We start from the raw sequence: 17,393 nt of genomic DNA on the forward strand, positions 1-17,393 counted from the left end.
TCACTCATGGCCCCCACCCTCGTCCCGCGCAGGAGGGGCGGGCAATAGACAGTCTGTCTATCGCCCGCCCCTGTCGGCCAGCGTCCTGGTCAGCCCTCGATCGAGGTCATCACGTGCTTGATGCGCGTGTAGTCCTCGAAGCCGTAGCCCGAGAGGTCCTTGCCGTAACCGGACTTCTTGAACCCGCCGTGCGGCATCTCGGCGACCAGCGGGATGTGGGTGTTGATCCACACGCAGCCGAAGTCGAGGTTCTTGGACATGCGCATCGCGCGGGCGTGGTCCTTGGTCCACACCGAGGACGCCAGCGCGTAGTCGACGCCGTTGGCCCACTCGGTGGCCTGAGCCTCGTCGGTGAAGGACTGGACGGTAATGACGGGGCCGAAGACCTCGTTCTGGATGATCTCGTCGTCCTGCTTGAGGCCGGAGACGACGGTCGGGGCGTAGAAGAAGCCCTTGTCGCCGACCCGCTGGCCGCCCGTCTCCACCTTGGCGTGGGCCGGCAGCCGCTCGATGAACCCGCTGACCTGCTTGAGCTGGTTGGCGCTGTTGAGCGGGCCGTACAGCACGTCCTCGTCGTCCGGCTGCCCGGTCTTCGTCTCCGCGGCGGCCTTCGTCAGCGCGGTCACGAACTCGTCGTGGATCGAGTCGTGCACGAGCACGCGCGTCGCGGCCGTGCAGTCCTGCCCGGCGTTGAAGAAGCCCGCGACCGAGATGTCCTCGACGGCCTTGGGGATGTCGGTGTCGCCGAAGACCACGACGGGCGCCTTGCCGCCGAGCTCCAGGTGGACCCGCTTGACGTCCTTGGCGGCGGATTCGGCGACCTGCATGCCGGCCCGTACGGAACCGGTGATGGAGGCCATCGCCGGGGTCGGGTGCTCGACCATCGCCCGGCCGGTGTCACGGTCGCCGCAGACGACGTTGAAGACACCCTTGGGGACGATGGAACCGATGATCTCCGCCATCAGGATCGTCGAGGCCGGGGTGGTGTCCGACGGCTTGAGGACGACGGTGTTGCCCGCGGCGATCGCCGGGGCGAACTTCCACACAGCCATCATCATCGGGTAGTTCCACGGCGCGACCTGCGCGCATACGCCGACCGGCTCGCGCCGGACGATGGAGGTGAGCCCCTCCATGTACTCGCCGGCCGAGCGGCCTTCGAGCATCCGGGCCGCGCCCGCGAAGAAGCGGATCTGGTCCACCATCGGCGGGACTTCCTCGGTCCGCGTGAGACCGATGGGCTTGCCGGTGTTCTCGGACTCGGCCGCGATCAGTTCCTCGGCACGCTCCTCGAAGGCGTCCGCGATCTTGAGCAGCGCCTTCTGACGCTCGGCGGGCGTGGTGTCGCGCCAGGCCGGGAAGGCCGCGGCGGCGGCGGCCATGGCGGCGTCGACGTCCTCCTGGCCGGAGAGCGGCGAGGTGGCGTACACGTCGCCGGTGGCCGGGTTGACCACGTCGAGGGTCCGCCCGTCGGCGGCTTCGCGGAACTCTCCGTCGATGTAGTTGCGCAGGCGGCGCAGTTCGGTGGTCACTGCCACCCCTCCCTAGTCAGATGTCCGATTGCTGAGATCCCCACACTAGTCGCTCCGGTATCGCTTTCGACATACCCGACCACCGAGAACTTCGGATTCAGTGAGATCGGAGGCCGCAAACAACGAATAACAACGTTCTAGGGTTGCGGAACGGACGAGACGTCGTGCATGGTGTGGGCGTGGCCAGTAGAAGCGCAGACTCCAGAACCGGGAGCGGTGCGTCCCCCGCGGTCGATGCCGTCTCTCTGGGGATCATCGAGCAGCTCCAGGAGGACGGACGCCGTCCTTACGCCGCCATCGGCAAGGCCGTGGGCCTCTCCGAGGCGGCTGTGCGCCAGCGGGTGCAGAAGCTGCTCGACCAGGGCGTGATGCAGATCGTCGCCGTCACCGACCCGCTCACCGTGGGTTTCCGGCGGCAGGCCATGGTCGGCATCAACGTCGAGGGCGACCTCGACCCCGTCGCCGAAGCGCTGACTGCCATGGCCGAATGTGAGTACGTGGTGATGACCGCGGGCTCCTTCGACCTCATGGTGGAGGTCGTCTGCGAGGACGACGACCACCTGCTCGAAGTGATCAACAAAAGGATCCGTTCGCTCCCCGGCGTGCGATCCACCGAGAGCTTCGTCTACCTCAAGCTGAAGAAGCAGACCTATATGTGGGGAACCCGATAGTCGTGAGCCAGGACCTCTCCAAGACCGCGTACGACCACCTGTGGATGCATTTCACCCGGATGTCGTCGTACGAGAACGCACCCGTGCCCACCATCGTGCGTGGTGAGGGCACCTACATCTACGACGACAAAGGCAAGAAGTACCTCGACGGCCTCTCCGGCCTGTTCGTGGTCAACGCCGGCCACGGTCGTCACGAGCTCGCCGAGACCGCGTACAAGCAGGCGCAGGAACTCGCCTTCTTCCCGATCTGGTCGTACGCCCACCCCAAGGCCGTAGAGCTGGCCGAGCGCCTCGCCAACTACGCGCCGGGCGACCTGAACAAGGTCTTCTTCACCACCGGCGGCGGCGAGGCCGTCGAGACCGCGTGGAAGCTGGCGAAGCAGTACCACAAGCTCACCGGCAACTACACGAAGTACAAGGTGATCTCCCGCGCGGTGGCCTACCACGGCACCCCGCAGGGCGCCCTGTCCATCACCGGCCTGCCGGCCCTCAAGGCGCCCTTCGAGCCGCTCGTCCCGGGCGCGCACAAGGTGCCGAACACCAACATCTACCGCGCGCCGATCCACGGCGACGACCCGGTGGCCTTCGGCCGCTGGGCCGCCGACCAGATCGAGCAGGAGATCCTCTTCGAGGGCCCCGAGACGGTCGCCGCCGTCTTCCTGGAGCCGGTGCAGAACGCCGGCGGCTGCTTCCCGCCGCCGCCCGGGTACTTCCAGCGGGTCCGCGAGATCTGCGACAAGTACGACGTGCTGCTCGTCTCCGACGAGGTCATCTGCGCCTTCGGCCGACTCGGCACGATGTTCGCGTGCGACAAGTTCGACTACGTGCCGGACATGATCACCTGCGCCAAGGGCATGACGTCGGGCTACTCCCCGATCGGCGCGTGTATCATCTCGGACCGCCTGGCCGAGCCGTTCTACAAGGGTGACAACACCTTCCTGCACGGGTACACCTTCGGCGGCCACCCGGTCTCCGCGGCGGTCGGCTGCTCCAACCTCGACATCTTCGAGCGCGAGGGCCTCAACCAGCATGTCCTCGACAACGAGGACGCGTTCTTCTCGACGCTGAAGAAGCTGAACGACCTGCCGATCGTCGGCGACGTACGCGGCAACGGCTTCTTCTACGGCATCGAGCTGGTGAAGGACAAGGCCACCAAGGAGACCTTCACCGACGAGGAGACGGAGCGCGTGCTGTATGGCTTCCTCTCCAAGGCGCTGTTCGAGAACGGCCTGTACTGCCGGGCCGACGACCGTGGCGACCCGGTCGTGCAGCTCGCCCCGCCGCTGATCTCCACGCAGGAGACCTTCGACGAGATCGAGGGCATCCTGCGGGCGGTCCTCACGGAGGCCTGGACGAAGCTCTGATCGGCTGAGACCGGCCGGCTGAGACCGGCCGTACGGCCCCACCGCGGCCCGGATGCGCCCGTTCGAGTGAGAACGGATGCGTCCGGGCCGCGCGCTTTCCCCACCACCGCGCCCCGGATCCCTAACGTGTCACTTTCCAGACGTGAACCGAGGTGTACGCCATGGTGGCCCCACCGGACAACGATGTGCTCTGGGCACGCTCCCTGCACCACTCTCACAGCGGCTCCCCCGCCCTCACCGGAGTCTCGCTGGGCGTCCGCGAGGCGGAGATCCTCGCCGTTGGCGGCCCGCGCGGCAGCGGCAAGACGACCCTCCTGCGATGCCTGTCCGGTCAGCTGGTGCCGCAGCAGGGCGAGGTCTGGTTCAACAGCACGCCCGTGCACACCATGAGCGGCTCGCTGCGCGAGCGGCTGCGCCGTGACCGGTTCGGCTGGATCGGCCCGGAGCCGGGGCTCGTACCGGAGCTGACCGCGTGGGAGAACGCCGCGCTCCCCCTCCTGTTGCACGGCGTCTCGCACCGGGTCGCGAAGAAGGCCGCCGTGGAGTGGCTGGAGCGGCTCGACATCGGCGTGGTCGCCCGCAAACGCCCCGCCGCGCTCCTGCAGTCGCAGCGCCAGCGCGTCGCCGTCGCGCGCGCCCTGGTCACGAAGCCGGCGGTGATCTTCGCGGACGAGCCGACGGCGCCGCTGCACCGCACGGACCGGGCCCAGGTGCTGCGTACGCTCACCACCGCGGCCCGCTCGCACGGGATCACCGTCGTTCTCGCCACGCACGACTCGGAAGTGGCCGCCCTCGCGGACCGTACGGTCTCGCTGATCGACGGACGCCGCGCGAACTCGGCGCAGGCCGACGGTGTGGAGGAAGGCCGGGCCGCGTGCTCGCTCTCCGCCTAGCCCGGGGCACCCACCCGCTGGTCCTGCTGCGCCGGCTGCTGGTCGCGGCGGCGTCGGCCGGTGTGGGTTTCCTCCTGCTGAGCACGCTCGGTCACGCCCTGGGCCACCCCGCGCAGTCCCGCGGCTCCGTGCTGCGGCTGCTGTGGTGTCTGGCCCCGCTGGCGGCGACGGTGTACTTCGCGGTGGCGGTGGCCCGTACGGACCCGAGCACCCACCCGCCACGTACCGGGCTGTCCGCCGTCGGCCTCGGCCCGGCCCGCCTGACGACGCTCGCGGCGGTGTCGACCGCGCTCTCCTGCACCCTGGGCTCCGCGCTCGCCCTGCTGTTCTACCTCCACCTGCGCGGCGAACTCACGGGCCTGCCGTTCGACGGGGCGGCCGCCCGGCTGCTGGGCGCGGAGCAGCCGTTGCCGCCGGCTGCGGCGCTCACCCTGCTGTGCCTGGTGCCGGTCACGGCGGCGGCCGCGAGCGCGCTGGCGCTGCGTCCGCGCCGGCCGGCGCGGACCGGGCGGGCCGACGAACACGAGCGGCCCGCCGGACCCGCCATCCCCACCGGCCTGCCCTGGGGGATGGCCCTGACGGCGGCCGGCCTCGCGGTCGAGACGTACGCCGCCTCCGGCCCGCCGGGTGTACGGCTCGCCCTGCCGGGGCGGCTCGACGTCGTCCCGGCAGGGGTGCTGGCGGGCTGGGCGCTGACGGCGCTGGGCCTGGCGATGGCGGGGCCGGGTCTCACGTACCTGTGCGGCCGGCTGCTGCAGTCCGTACGCCCCAGGGTGATCCGGCTGCTGGCGGGCCGGGTCCTGATGGCCGAGGCGCAGCGCATCGGGCGGCCGCTGGGCGTGGTCTGCGCGGTGGCGTCGGCGGTGATCGCGTCGGCGAGCCTGTACGGCCCGGGCGCCGGCCCGCACCCCTTCGGCCCGCTCACCGGCCTGGGCGCGGCCCTGGTGATGGGCTGCACGGTGGCGACGCTGCTGACCGCGACGCTGGAAGCCAAGCACGCACGCGCGGACACCACGCGGGCGCTTGGCCGTCTGGGCGCGCCCGCCCAGACGCTGCGCAGGTCAGCAGCCCTGAGGGCGGGGGCCATCCTCGCCGTCTTCGCCCCCCTGACCTGGGCGGTCGCGTCCTTGGCGGCGCTGCCGCTGGCGGGCTAGCGCCGGGCTCGCGGCCCGAAGCCGGGGTTCGCGGGCCCACCGCCTAGCATCGTCGCGTGCCTCACCCCATGAACCCCGCAACCGGCCCCGTCCCCGACCGCGAGATCGAAACCATCGAAGAGTTCGACGACGTCGTGCGACGCGGCTCACTCGCCGGCTACCGGCTCCAGGCCGTCGATCTCACGGCCCGCACCCCCGCTCTCCTCGCCGTGGACACGTCCGCCGCGATATTCCTCGGCTGCCCCATGGACGCCGCCGGCCTGGCGAAGGTCCGTGCGGACGGCGCGGTGGTCTTCCCGCCGGTCCCGGACCTGCCGTTCGACCCGTACCGCGGCCTGCTCTATACGGCCGGAGCCCTCTTCCAGGACCTGGACGCCGGCTACGAGGCGACCCCCGACGCCCTCGCCTACGCCTGGTTCAACCGCACCAAGGCGGACGGCGACATACTCGCCTCGATGCTCCGCGCCATCCACGACGACGCCATCTCGGACGCCCTCGACGAACACCTCTCCGGCGCCCGCGTCGTCGGCGTCATGGGCGGCCACGCCATGGGCCGCGGCACCAGCGCGTACGCCGGCGCCGCCCGTCTCGGGCGCTCCCTGGCCCGCGCCGGCCTGACCGTGGCCACCGGCGGCGGTCCCGGCGCGATGGAGGCGGCGAACCTCGGCGCGTACATGGCGCCCTTCGGGAACGACACCGCCCTCGACGACGCCCTCGAACTCCTCGCCAAGACGCCGTCGTTCACCCCGTCGATCTCCGACTGGGCCCGTACCGCCTTCGACATCCGCGACCGCTGGCCGTCGGGCGGCGACTCGGTCGGCATCCCCACCTGGTTCTACGGCCACGAGCCGCCGAACGCCTTCGCGGGCCACATCGCCAAGTACTTCGCCAACGCCACCCGTGAGGACGGCCTCCTCGCCCGCTGCAACGCCGGCGTCGTCTTCCTGCCAGGCGCCGCCGGCACCGTCCAGGAGATCTTCGACAACGCGACCCCCAACTACTACGAGTCGCGCGGCGAACCGACCCCCATGGTCCTGGTCGACCGCACCCACTGGACCGAGAGGCTCCCCGCCTGGCCGCTCCTCCAGGCTCTGGCCAAGGACCGCGCAATGGAGACCCGCATCGCCCTGGTCGACAGCGTCGAGGAAGCCCCGGCAGCGCTCGACCGGATGTCCGGCGGCGCACGCTGAGTTAAGTCGGGCACGTGCGGGGCAGACGGGAGTCACCACTTCGAGAATCCCAAGAAAATCCCAAGAAGGAGACCCCATGCTCGCCATCGCGGCCGCAGTTCTGTTCTTCATCGCGTTCATCCTCAACGCGGCGGACATCTCGACCAACGACGTCTTCTCTTCCGTCAACATCATGCTCATCGGGCTGGCCCTACTGGCCCTGCACGTGGCCGGGATCGGCAGCGGCTGGGGTGGCCGGGGCCGAGGCCGCAGAAACTGAGCCCGCGGGGCGGCGGCGGTCCGGCAGGTTCGGGCCGCCGCCCCCGTGGCCCGCTCGACCGCGCTCAGCCTTCGCTCCACCCCGCTCCACCCCCGCTCCACCACCGGCCTCACGACGGCAGCAGTACGACCTCGTCCGCCGCGAACGCGACGCCCACCCGCGCCCCCTCGTCCGGCGCGTCCCGCAGTGCGCACTCCGCCTCCAACTGCGGCCCGTCAGCGGGCTGGAGGAGTACGGCGACATGGTTGCCCCGGAACGTGCGCGCCGTCACCGTGCACGGCAGCCCGTCCGCGGCCGGGACCAGCCCGACGCCCGCCGGGCGGACCAGAACGCGGCCCTCACCCTGCGGGGACCCGGCCGGCACCGGGATCCTGCCCCACACCGTGTCCGCCGTCTCGCCGCCGACCGTGGCCGCGACGACGTTGTCGAAGCCGAGGAAGCGCGCGACGAACTCCGAGGCGGGCCGCTGCCAGACCTCAAGCGGCGTACCGCTCTGCGCGATCCGGCCTTCACGCATCACGACGACCCGGTCGGCGAGCGCGAATGCCTCACCCTGATCGTGCGTGACGGCCAGGACGGTCGTACCCAACTGGCAGAAAAGTCCGCGCAGTTCGACGACCAGCCGTTCGCGCAGGCCGCGGTCCAGCTGCCCCAGCGGCTCGTCGAGCATCAGTAGCCTCGGCTGCGGGGCGAGCGCGCGGGCGAGCGCGACGCGCTGCTGTTCGCCGCCCGACAGGGTCGCGATGCCGCGGCGCTGCGCCCCCGGCAGGCCGACCAGCTCCAGCAGTTCGCCCACCCGGTCCGCCTGCCGGGCCTTCGAGTCGCCGCGCATCCGCAGCCCGAAGGCGACGTTCCCGCCGACGTCCTGCTGCGGGAAGAGCTGGTGATCCTGGAACATCAGGCCGACTCCCCGCCGGTGCGCCGGCACCCCGCCCTGGTCGCGGTCCTCCAGCAGCACCCGCCCGGCGTCCGCCGACTGGAGCCCGGCGACGACCCGCAGCAGCGTGGACTTGCCGCTTCCGCTCGGCCCGAGGATGCAGACGATCTCGTGCTCGGCGACCTCCAGGTCCACCGCGTCGAGCGCGACCCGCTTCCCGAACCGCACGCTCGCCCTGTCCAGCCGCAACATCAGAACTCCCCGGATCGGGTTCGGTCGGGCCGCAGACGTTCGAGGACCAGCAACGACACCGCGCACACCAACATCAAAATCGTGCTCAGGGCCATCGCCTGCCCGTAGTTGAGGTCCCCGGCACGTCCCAGCAGCCGCGCCACGGCCACCGGAAGGGTCGGATTGTCGGGCCGCGCGATGAAAACGGTCGCCCCGAACTCGCCCAGCGACACCGCGAAAGCGAACCCGGCGGCCACCAGCAGGGCCCGCCGCACCAGCGGCAGGTCGACCTCCCGCCACGCCCGCAGCGGCGACGCCCCGAGCACCGCCGCCGCCTCACGCAGCCGCGCGTCGACCGCCCGCAGTACCGGAAGCATGGTCCGTACGACGAAGGGAACGCCCACCAGGGCCTGGGCCAGCGGCACCAGGATCCAGGAGGTGCGCAGGTCCAGCGGCGGCCGGTCCAGCGTGATCAGGAAACCGAAGCCGACCGTGACGGCCGAAACACCCAGCGGCAGCATCAGCAGCGCGTCGAATCCTCGCACCAGCCGCCCGGCCCGCCGGGTCAGGGCCGCCGCCGCGAGCCCGCCGATCACCAGCGCGATGGCGGTCGCCACCAGGGCGTACTCCAGCGAGTTCCACACCGCCTCCAGCGGCGGTACCAGGAAGGTGCCCCCGCCGGCGTCCACCGACTGAAGCGCGCGGTAGTACGCGAAGCCGTACCCGTCAGGACCGTCCAGCGACCGCTCCACCAGCACCGCGAGCGGCAGCAGGATGAGCACCGCCAGCGTGGCCAGCACCCCGCCGAGCAGCGCCCACTGTCCCGCCCCGCGCGGCCGCCGGGCGGTCTCGGCGGGGTCCACGAGCTTGAGGGCCGACTCCCTGCGCCGTACGGTCCACGCGTGTACGGCGAGGATCGCGCCCACCGCCGCGAACTGCACCAGCGTCAGCACGGCGGCCGTCGGCAAATCCAGCAGCTGCGCGGTCTGCCGATAGATCTCCACCTCCAGCGTGGCGTAGGCGGGGCCGCCGAGGATCTGGACGACACCGAAGGAGGTGAAGGTGAAGAGGAAGACCATCAGCGCGGCGGCGGCCACGGCGGGGGCGAGCGCCGGCAGCGTCACCCGCCGCCAGGCCGCGAGGCGCCCGGCGCCGAGGACGCGGGCGGCCTCCTCCTGACGCGGGTCGAGCTGCGACCACAGGCCGCCGACGGTTCGTACGACCACCGCGTAGTTGAAGAAGACGTGCGCGAGCAGGATCGCCCACACCGTCGTGTCGAGCCGCGCCCCCCACGCCTCGTCGAGCGGTCCGCCCCGGCCGAGCAGCGCAAGGAACGCCGTACCGACGACGACGGTCGGCAGCACGAACGGGACGGTCACCACGGCGCGCAGCAGCTGCTTGCCGGGGAAGTCGAGCCGGGCGAAGGCGTACGCCGCCGGGGCCGCGATCAGCAGGGTCAGCGCCGTCGAGGCGAGTGCCTGCCACGTCGTGAACCACAGCACGTCCAGGACGGCCGGATCGCTGAGTACCTCCCCGATCCGGCCGAACTGCCAGACGCCCTCCACCTGGAGCCCGCGGCCGACGATCGCGGCCACGGGGTAGGCGAAGAAGACGGCGAAGAACACGACGGGCCCGGCCATCAGGGCGAGCCGCGCCGCGCCTCGCATGCCCCCGGTTACTTCAGGACGAGCGAGGACCACGACTTGACCCACTGCTCACGGTTGTCGGCGATCTTGTCGGGAGCGACCGTCTTGGGCTCGTCGACCACGACGCCGTGCTTCGTGAACAGTTCCGGCAGCTTCGCGTCCTCGATCACCGGGTTCACGAACATGTTGAGCGGCATGTCCTCCTGGAACTTCTTCCCGACCATGAAGTCGATGAGCGCCTTGCCGCCGGCCTCGTTCTTCGCCCCGGTCAGCAGGCCGGCGAACTCGGTCTGCCGGAAGCAGGTGGCCGTCGCGACGCCGGTCGGCGCCTCCTTGGGCTGCGGGTCGGCGTACAGCACCTCGACGGGCGGGCTGGAGGCGTACGAGACCACCAGCGGCCGGTCCGCCTTGGCGCTCTTACCGCCCGCGGAGCCGGAGAACTCCTCGTTGTAGGCCTGCTCCCAGCCGTCGACGACCTTGACGCCGTTGGCCTTGAGCTTGGTCCAGTAGTCCTGCCAGCCGTCGTCGCCGTACTGCGCGACCGTGCCGAGCAGGAAGCCGAGGCCGGGCGAGGAGGTGCCGGCGTTCTCGGTGACGAGCAGGTTCTTGTACGCCGGCTTCGCGAGGTCGTCGAAGGACTTCGGCGGCGCGAGCTTCTTGTCGGCGAAGTACTTCTTGTCGTAGTTCACGCAGATGTCGCCGGTGTCGACGGGCGTGACCCGGTGCTTGCCGCTGTCGAGCTGCACGTCGGCCGGTATCGCGCCGAGCCCCTTGGCCTCGTACGACGTGAAGATGCCGTTGTCGAGAGCGCGCGAGAGGAGCGTGTTGTCGACGCCGAAGAAGACGTCGCCGCGCGGGGAGCCCTTGGTGAGGATCTCCTGGTTGAGGGCGGCGCCGGCGTCCCCGCTCTTGAGGACCTTGACCGTGTAGCCGGTCTCCTTCGTGAACGCCTTCAGGACGGACTTGGAGACGTTGAACGAGTCATGGCTGACCAGCGTCACGGTCTTGGACTTCTTGCCGTCGCCAGACCCCGCGGCGTCCTCGCCCCCGCAGGCGGCGAGCGTGGAGACGCCGAGGGCGGCGGCCAGCGCGGTGACGGCGAACTTCTTGGTGGTGCTCACTGAATTCCTCCTGGGATGGGACATCCAGGAAGAGACGCGGCCCTGCCCGCGGAAACGGGCAGGGCGCAACAGCTCGAGTGGTGACCGAACTTCCTACCCAGAATGACCTGGGCAAGGTTCTGAGGGTCTGCGGGCTGGGCTCGTGAAAAGCGTGCCGCACTCTCAGCGCTGTGGCGCTCCCCTGTCGGAATATGTAAATGTGCGGCCCACGTTACACGGGCCCTACCGCTCGGTGGCCGCCAGCTGTCCGCACGCTCCGTCGATCTCCTGGCCACGGGTGTCCCGTACGGTCACCGGCACGCCGTGCGCTGCGATCGCCTCGACGAACGCCTTCTCGTCCTCGGGACGCGACGCGGTCCACTTCGAGCCGGGGGTGGGATTCAGCGGGATCAGGTTGACGTGCACCCGCTTGCCCTTGAGGAGGCGGCCCAGCAGGTCACCGCGCCACGCCTGGTCGTTGATGTCCCGGATCAGGGCGTACTCGATGGAGATGCGGCGGCCGGACTTCTCGGCGTACTCCCAGGCCGCGTCCAGCACCTCACGCACCTTCCAGCGCGTGTTGACCGGCACGAGGGTGTCGCGCAGCTCGTCGTCGGGGGCGTGCAGCGACACGGCGAGGCGGCACTTGAAGCCCTCGTCGGAGAAGCGGTGCATGGCCGGGACCAGACCCACCGTGGAGACGGTGATGCCGCGCTGCGACAGCCCGAGGCCGTCGGGCTCGGGGTCGGTGAGACGGCGGATGGCGCCGGTGACCCGCTTGTAGTTGGCGAGCGGCTCGCCCATGCCCATGAAGACGATGTTGGACAGCCGGGCGGGCCCGCCGGGGACCTCGCCGTCGCGCAGCGCCCGCATACCGTCCACGATCTGGTGCACGATCTCGGCGGTTGACAGGTTCCGGTCGAGGCCGGCCTGTCCGGTGGCGCAGAACGGGCAGTTCATGCCGCATCCGGCCTGCGACGAGATGCACATGGTGACCCGGTCCGGGTAGCGCATCAGCACGGACTCGACGAGCGTGCCGTCGTGCAGCTTCCACAGCGTCTTGCGGGTGGTGTCGTCGTCACAGCTGATGTGCCGCAGCACGTTCATCAGGTCGGGCAACAGCTCAGCCTGGAGCTTCTCCCGCGACCCCGCGGGGATGTCGGTCCACTCCGCCGGGTCGTGGGCGTACCGCGCGAAGTAGTGCTGCGACAGTTGCTTGGCGCGGAACGGCTTCTCACCGATCGCGGCCACGGCCTCGCGGCGCTCGGCCGGTGTGAGGTCGGCCAGATGCCGCGGGGGTTTCGTCGCACCGCGCGGCGCGACGAAGGTGAGCTCTCCCGGTACGGGGGGTGTCATGGGTGGTAACTCCTCAGTACGACGAGGCCGGGCGATCTCCGCCGCAGCGGAGCAGGCGGCAGGACGATGCCGGCGCCAGGAGACCTCACAAGATCACCCCCGCGTCTGCGGGGCGACAAGGGCGCGTCGCTCATGAGCGACGCGCCCTTCCAGGGTAACCGGACTGCGTCAGCCGGCCCGGACGAAGATCACCAGCAACGCCCACACCAGCGTCGGTGTGCGGCTGCCCGCCGCGCGGCGCCGCGCTCTCAGCCCGACCCCACGAACACCACGAACAACAGCCACACCACCGGCGCCGTAGGCAACAGCGAATCGAGCCGGTCCATGATGCCGCCATGCCCCGGCAGAAGCGTGCCCATGTCCTTGATGCCGAGGTCGCGCTTGATCATGGACTCGCCCAGGTCACCGAGGGTCGCGCTGACGGAGACCGCGAGACCGAGCACCAGCCCCTGCCACCACGTCCCGTCGGTCACCAGGAACTCCATGCACAGGGCGCCCGCCGCCATCGCCGAGGCGATAGCGCCGCACAGCCCTTCCCGGGTTTTGCCGGGGCTGATGCGCGGAGCGAGCTTGGTGGTGCCGTAGCGCCACCCCACGGCGTACGCCCCGGTGTCGCTGACCACCGTCAGCAGCAGGAACGTGAGCACCCGCTGCGCGCCGTCGTCCGCCGCCAGCATCATGGCCACGAACGTGGCAAGGAACGGCACGTAGAACGCCGCGAACACACCGGCCGTAACGTCCCTGAGGTAACCCTCGGGCGGCTCCGTCATCCGCCACACGAGCACCGCGAGCGCGGTGAGCGCCATGGCGACCCAGGCGCCCTCCGCGCCCCTGACGTACCCGGCCACGACCATCGCCGCGCCACCGACCGCGAGCGGCACCAGCGGCGCCTTGATCTTCTTGCGCTCTTCCAGCCGCGAGATCAGTTCCCACAGCCCGACGACCACGGCGACCGCGACCACACCGACAAAGGCCGCTTTCCACACGAAGAGCGACGCGATAATCACCGCGCCGAGCCCCACGGCCACCCCTATGGCAGCGCGCAGATCACGCCCCGCACGCTTCTTCGGCGGGGGAATCGGCGGAGTGGGCATGGGCTCCTCGGGCACGATGGGCATGGGGCGAGTCTGATCGGCCTGATGCACTTCGTAGGCGGGACCCGCCGGGGCAGGCCCCTGGTCGGAGGGTCCCCACACGCCGGCGAAGTCGCTCCGCGGCGGGGCCCCCCAGGAAGAGTCGTTCATCAGATCTCGAGCAGCTCGGCTTCCTTGTGCTTGAGCAGCTCGTCCACCTGCGCGACGTACTTCGCGGTGGTGTCGTCGAGCTCCTTCTCCGCACGGCGGACCTCGTCCTCGCCGGACTCCTTGTCCTTGACGAGCTTGTCGAGGGTCTCCTTGGCCTTGCGGCGGACGGAGCGGATCGAGATCTTGGAGTCCTCGGCCTTGGTCCGGGCGACCTTGATGTACTCCTTGCGGCGCTCCTGCGTCAGCTCGGGGAACGTCACCCGGATGATGTTGCCGTCGTTGCTCGGATTGACGCCCAGGTCGGAGTCCCGGATCGCCTGCTCGATGTTGCGCAGCGCGCTCTTGTCGAACGGCGTGACGACCGCCATCCGCGCCTCGGGCACCGAGAACGAGGCGAGCTGGTTGATCGGCGTCAGCGCGCCGTAGTAGTCGGCCACGATCTTGTTGAACATCGCCGGGTGCGCACGGCCCGTGCGGATCGCGGCGAAGTCCTCCTTGGCGACCAGGACGGCCTTCTCCATTTTCTCCTCGGCCTCGAGAAGGATTTCTTCGATCACCACTTGCTCCTGCATGTCTCGAGTGGGCCGGGCGCCAACTCTCGGCGCCCAGGCCCGCAGTTACGCGCGTCTGGTCCTGCATTGGTCCTGCAACTAGTCCTGCACGGTGTCCGACCGGCAGGGCTTTGTCCATCCCCGCATCGGGGCGGCCACCCGGTCAGTTCCGGGTGCCCTGCGCACTCACGAGGGTGCCGATCTTCTCACCCTTGACGGCGCGCGCGATATTGCCCTCGGTGAGGAGTTCGAAGACGAGGATCGGAAGCGCGTTGTCGCGGCAGAGGGTGACGGCGGTGGCGTCGGCGACCTTGAGGTCGCGCGAGATGACCTCGCCGTACTCCAGCGCGTCGAACTTCACCGCGTCCGGGTTCTTCTTGGGGTCCGAGTCGTAGACCCCGTCCACGCCGTTCTTGCCCATGAGCAGGGCCTCGGCGCCAACCTCCAGGGCGCGCTGCGCCGCGGTGGTGTCCGTGGAGAAGTACGGCATGCCCATGCCCGCGCCGAAGATGACGACGCGGCCCTTCTCCAGGTGACGTACGGCGCGCAGCGGGATGTACGGCTCGGCGACCTGGCCCATGGTGATGGCGGTCTGGACGCGGGAGTCGATGCCCTCCTTCTCCAGGAAGTCCTGGAGGGCGAGGCAGTTCATGACCGTACCGAGCATGCCCATGTAGTCGGAACGCGCCCGGTCCATGCCGCGCTGCTGCAGCTCGGCACCGCGGAAGAAGTTGCCGCCGCCGATGACGATGGCGATCTCGGCGCCGTCGCGTACGACCGCGGCGATCTCGCGTGCCATGGCGTGCACGACGTCGGGGTCGACTCCGAGCCCCCCACCGCCGGCGAACGCCTCACCGGACAGCTTCAGCATGAAGCGGCCGGTCTTCTTGCCGGGGTCGATCGTGTCGTCGGCAGACTGTTTGGCGTCCGCGCCCTGATTCATGGAGATCTCCTCGTGCACATACGAAGAAGGCCATTGCCGGTGGATCCTTGCGGTTCCCTCTGCGGCAATGGCCTCCTCGTCAGATCTGCGGTCGCCCGGCGCGCACGCGGACGACTGCGTCAGACCCTATCGGGGTCTTGGGTCGATCGCGTACGGACTCAGCCGCCGACGCGGATGCGCGAGAAGCGCTTCAGCGTGACGCCGGCCTCGTCCAGGACCTTCTGGACGGACTTCTTGTTGTCCTTGGCGAACGGCTGCTCCAGCACGACGACGTCCTTGAAGAAGCCGTTGACGCGGCCTTCGACGATCTTCGGCAGGGCCGCCTCGGGCTTGCCCTCCTCGCGGGAGGTGGCCTCGGCGACACGACGCTCATTCTCGACCGTCTCGGCCGGGACCTCGTCACGGTTCAGGAACTTCGGCGAGAACGCGGTGATGTGCTGAGCGACATCCTTGGCGATCTCGGCAGCGCTGTCGGTCGCCTTGTCCAGCTCGACCAGCACACCGACCTGCGGCGGGAGGTCGGGCATGGTGCGGTGCATGTACGCGGCCACGTACCCGCCGGTGAACTGCGCGAAGCGGTCCAGGACGATCTTCTCGCCGAGGTTGGCGTTGGCCTCGTCGACGTACGCCTGCACGGTCTTGCCCGACTCGATCTCCGACGCGAGCAGCGCCTGGAGGTCGGCCGGGGAGGTGGCGGCGACGTGGGCGGCGAGCGTGTTGGCGACGGCCTGGAACTTCTCGCCCTTGGCGACGAAGTCCGTCTCGCACTTCAGCTCGAGCAGGACGCCGGAGGTCTTGTCCTCGGAGATGAGGGAGACGACGGCACCGTTCTCGGCAGAACGGCCTTCGCGCTTGGCGACGCCCTTCTGACCCTTGATACGCAGAGCCTCGACGGCCTTGTCGACGTTGCCGTCGGCCTCGTCGAGGGCCTTCTTGCAGTCCATCATGCCGGCGCCGGTGAGCTCGCGGAGCTTCTTGACGTCCGCGGCGGTGTAGTTCGCCATGATCTGTGAATCTCTCTCGAAGTCGAAGCGAAGATCTACGGGTGGCGGCGGGGGCGGGCGCTTGTGGCGCCCTCCCCCGCCGTCGTCAACCGTGACAGGGTGTCAGGCCTGCTCGGCCTCGGCGGCCGGGGCGACAGCCTCGGCAGCGGGCTCGTCGGCGGCAGCCTCGTCGTCGGCAGCCTCGTCGGCAGCCGGAGCGGCGGCCTCGTCGGCCTGCTCGGCGTCGGCGACCTTCTCGGTCTCGGCGGAGGTCTGGACAGCGGCGTCCGCGGCCGGAGCGGCCTCATCAGCCTTCTTGTCGCCCTCGAGCAGGTCGCGCTCCCACTCGGCGAGCGGCTCGCCGGCGGCCTTGTCGCCCGGCTTGGAGTCGCCGGTCGCGGCGCCGGAACGGGCGATGAGGCCCTCGGCGACGGCGTCGGCGATCACGCGGGTGAGCAGCGTGACGGAGCGGATCGCGTCGTCGTTGCCGGGGATCTTGTAGTCGACCTCGTCGGGGTCGCAATTGGTGTCGAGGATCGCGACGACCGGGATGTGGAGCTTGCGCGCCTCACCGACGGCGATGTGCTCCTTCTTGGTGTCCACGATCCAGACGGCGCTGGGCACCTTGGACATCTCGCGGATACCGCCGAGGGTCTTCTCCAGCTTGGCCTTCTCGCGCGAGAGGACCAGGAGCTCCTTCTTGGTGAGGCCGGAGGCGGCCACGTCCTCGAAGTCGACCTGCTCAAGCTCCTTCAGACGCTGAAGGCGCTTGTAGACGGTGGAGAAGTTGGTCAGCATGCCGCCGAGCCAGCGCTGGTTGACGTAGGGCATGCCCACGCGCGTCGCCTGCTCGGCGATCGCTTCCTGCGCCTGCTTCTTGGTGCCGACGAACATGACGGAGCCGCCGTGGGCGACGGTCTGCTTGACGAACTCGTAGGCGCGGTCGATGTACGACAGCGACTGGAGCAGGTCGATGATGTAGATGCCGTTGCGCTCCGTGAAGATGAAACGCTTCATCTTCGGGTTCCAACGACGGGTCTGGTGACCGAAGTGGACGCCGCTTTCCAGCAGCTCCCGCATCGTGACGACGGCCATGGCCGTACTCCTTGAGTTACTCGGTTTGCCGCGACGGCAGGATTGCTGTCGCGCCTGACGCCCCATGCGCCGTGCCACGAAGGACCGAGCGGCGCGGCCACCGACCGCAGAGAAGGTTGGGTGGCGGGGCGTGCGAAGTCGACCCGGTGACCCGGATCGCCACAAGAAGTGTACGGGACCTCCGCAGTGCCGGGTGACGGCGATGTCCACAACCGGTCGGCAGTCCACAGATCCCGGCCATGATCCCCACGAACCGGCCCGCCACGCGACCGTTTCGGTATGCGACGACGACCAATGACGATGCTGG

At 69.8% G+C, this 17,393-nt stretch carries 16 protein-coding genes; 6 read left to right on the forward strand and 10 right to left on the reverse strand.

Features of this window, described 5'->3' with window-relative positions:
* Positions 1–89 precede the first annotated feature (89 nt).
* On the reverse strand, positions 90–1,529 hold the full coding sequence (locus tag ACU6WZ_RS05840; protein ID WP_447032052.1) for a gamma-aminobutyraldehyde dehydrogenase: 1,440 nt from the start codon (positions 1,527–1,529) through the stop codon (positions 90–92).
* 164 nt (positions 1,530–1,693) lie between these two features.
* On the opposite strand from ACU6WZ_RS05840, the gene ACU6WZ_RS05845 reads away from it, so the two are divergent.
* The 6 genes from ACU6WZ_RS05845 (at position 1,694) to ACU6WZ_RS05870 (ending at position 7,060) form a co-directional block, all read left to right on the forward strand.
* Complete coding sequence (locus tag ACU6WZ_RS05845) at positions 1,694–2,200, forward strand: Lrp/AsnC family transcriptional regulator (protein WP_447032053.1); 507 nt, start codon at positions 1,694–1,696, stop codon at positions 2,198–2,200.
* Entirely contained in the window at positions 2,185–3,564 is a 1,380-nt protein-coding gene (locus ACU6WZ_RS05850) for an aspartate aminotransferase family protein (protein ID WP_447032054.1), read from the forward strand. Before ACU6WZ_RS05845 ends, ACU6WZ_RS05850 begins: the two co-directional genes overlap by 16 nt.
* A gap of 161 nt (positions 3,565–3,725) precedes the next feature.
* On the forward strand, positions 3,726–4,457 hold the full coding sequence (locus ACU6WZ_RS05855; RefSeq protein ID WP_447032055.1) for an ABC transporter ATP-binding protein: 732 nt from the start codon (positions 3,726–3,728) through the stop codon (positions 4,455–4,457).
* Positions 4,439–5,611, forward strand: coding sequence for a hypothetical protein (locus tag ACU6WZ_RS05860; protein ID WP_447032056.1), 1,173 nt, complete (start codon positions 4,439–4,441; stop codon positions 5,609–5,611). The genes ACU6WZ_RS05855 and ACU6WZ_RS05860 overlap by 19 nt, the downstream gene beginning before the upstream one ends.
* A 68-nt stretch (positions 5,612–5,679) precedes the next feature.
* A complete protein-coding gene (locus ACU6WZ_RS05865; RefSeq protein WP_447033878.1) occupies positions 5,680–6,801 on the forward strand; it encodes an LOG family protein in 1,122 nt (373 codons plus the stop codon).
* Positions 6,802–6,877: 76 nt separating this feature from the next.
* The gene (locus ACU6WZ_RS05870; RefSeq protein ID WP_447032057.1) at positions 6,878–7,060 is read left to right on the forward strand and encodes a hypothetical protein; all 183 of its coding nucleotides are present in this window, start codon (positions 6,878–6,880) and stop codon (positions 7,058–7,060) included.
* 109 nt (positions 7,061–7,169) lie between these two features.
* On the opposite strand, the gene ACU6WZ_RS05875 is transcribed toward ACU6WZ_RS05870, so the two are convergent.
* The 9 genes from ACU6WZ_RS05875 to rpsB all read right to left on the reverse strand — a co-directional run bounded on the left by ACU6WZ_RS05875 (position 7,170) and on the right by rpsB (position 17,086).
* A complete protein-coding gene (locus ACU6WZ_RS05875) occupies positions 7,170–8,189 on the reverse strand; it encodes an ABC transporter ATP-binding protein (protein ID WP_447032058.1) in 1,020 nt (339 codons plus the stop codon).
* Entirely contained in the window at positions 8,189–9,808 is a 1,620-nt protein-coding gene (locus ACU6WZ_RS05880) for an ABC transporter permease (protein ID WP_447033880.1), read from the reverse strand. The genes ACU6WZ_RS05875 and ACU6WZ_RS05880 overlap by 1 nt, the downstream gene beginning before the upstream one ends.
* 35 nt (positions 9,809–9,843) lie before the next feature.
* A complete protein-coding gene (locus ACU6WZ_RS05885) occupies positions 9,844–10,935 on the reverse strand; it encodes a thiamine ABC transporter substrate-binding protein (RefSeq protein ID WP_447032059.1) in 1,092 nt (363 codons plus the stop codon).
* Positions 10,936–11,157: 222 nt separating this feature from the next.
* Positions 11,158–12,270: a dual-specificity RNA methyltransferase RlmN gene (gene rlmN / locus ACU6WZ_RS05890; RefSeq protein ID WP_447032060.1), complete on the reverse strand. Its 1,113-nt coding sequence runs from the start codon at positions 12,268–12,270 to the stop codon at positions 11,158–11,160.
* A gap of 248 nt (positions 12,271–12,518) precedes the next feature.
* Complete coding sequence (locus tag ACU6WZ_RS05895; protein WP_447032061.1) at positions 12,519–13,514, reverse strand: phosphatidate cytidylyltransferase; 996 nt, start codon at positions 13,512–13,514, stop codon at positions 12,519–12,521.
* Entirely contained in the window at positions 13,514–14,071 is a 558-nt protein-coding gene (frr, locus tag ACU6WZ_RS05900; protein ID WP_447032063.1) for a ribosome recycling factor, read from the reverse strand. The genes ACU6WZ_RS05895 and frr overlap by 1 nt, the downstream gene beginning before the upstream one ends.
* A 157-nt stretch (positions 14,072–14,228) precedes the next feature.
* On the reverse strand, positions 14,229–15,008 hold the full coding sequence (pyrH, locus tag ACU6WZ_RS05905) for a UMP kinase (RefSeq protein ID WP_447032064.1): 780 nt from the start codon (positions 15,006–15,008) through the stop codon (positions 14,229–14,231).
* A 158-nt stretch (positions 15,009–15,166) separates the two neighbouring features.
* Positions 15,167–16,012, reverse strand: a complete 846-nt coding sequence (tsf, locus tag ACU6WZ_RS05910; RefSeq protein WP_447032065.1) for a translation elongation factor Ts — start codon at positions 16,010–16,012, stop codon at positions 15,167–15,169.
* A gap of 102 nt (positions 16,013–16,114) precedes the next feature.
* Positions 16,115–17,086: a 30S ribosomal protein S2 gene (gene rpsB / locus ACU6WZ_RS05915; protein ID WP_447032066.1), complete on the reverse strand. Its 972-nt coding sequence runs from the start codon at positions 17,084–17,086 to the stop codon at positions 16,115–16,117.
* Between the last annotated feature and the right edge of the window lie 307 nt (positions 17,087–17,393).

It is taken from the genome of Streptomyces hypolithicus (assembly GCF_052934925.1).

Coding starts and splice junctions, on each gene's coding strand:
- ACU6WZ_RS05875 (WP_447032058.1), bottom strand. CDS start 8,189: ATGTTGCGGCTGGACAGGGCGAGCGTGCGGTTCGGGAAGCGGGTCGCG.
- ACU6WZ_RS05855 (WP_447032055.1), top strand. CDS start 3,726: ATGGTGGCCCCACCGGACAACGATGTGCTCTGGGCACGCTCCCTGCAC.
- rlmN (WP_447032060.1), bottom strand. CDS start 12,270: ATGACACCCCCCGTACCGGGAGAGCTCACCTTCGTCGCGCCGCGCGGT.
- ACU6WZ_RS05870 (WP_447032057.1), top strand. CDS start 6,878: ATGCTCGCCATCGCGGCCGCAGTTCTGTTCTTCATCGCGTTCATCCTC.
- ACU6WZ_RS05880 (WP_447033880.1), bottom strand. CDS start 9,808: ATGGCCGGGCCCGTCGTGTTCTTCGCCGTCTTCTTCGCCTACCCCGTG.
- ACU6WZ_RS05865 (WP_447033878.1), top strand. CDS start 5,680: ATGAACCCCGCAACCGGCCCCGTCCCCGACCGCGAGATCGAAACCATC.
- ACU6WZ_RS05895 (WP_447032061.1), bottom strand. CDS start 13,514: ATGAACGACTCTTCCTGGGGGGCCCCGCCGCGGAGCGACTTCGCCGGC.
- rpsB (WP_447032066.1), bottom strand. CDS start 17,086: ATGGCCGTCGTCACGATGCGGGAGCTGCTGGAAAGCGGCGTCCACTTC.
- pyrH (WP_447032064.1), bottom strand. CDS start 15,008: ATGAATCAGGGCGCGGACGCCAAACAGTCTGCCGACGACACGATCGAC.
- tsf (WP_447032065.1), bottom strand. CDS start 16,012: ATGGCGAACTACACCGCCGCGGACGTCAAGAAGCTCCGCGAGCTCACC.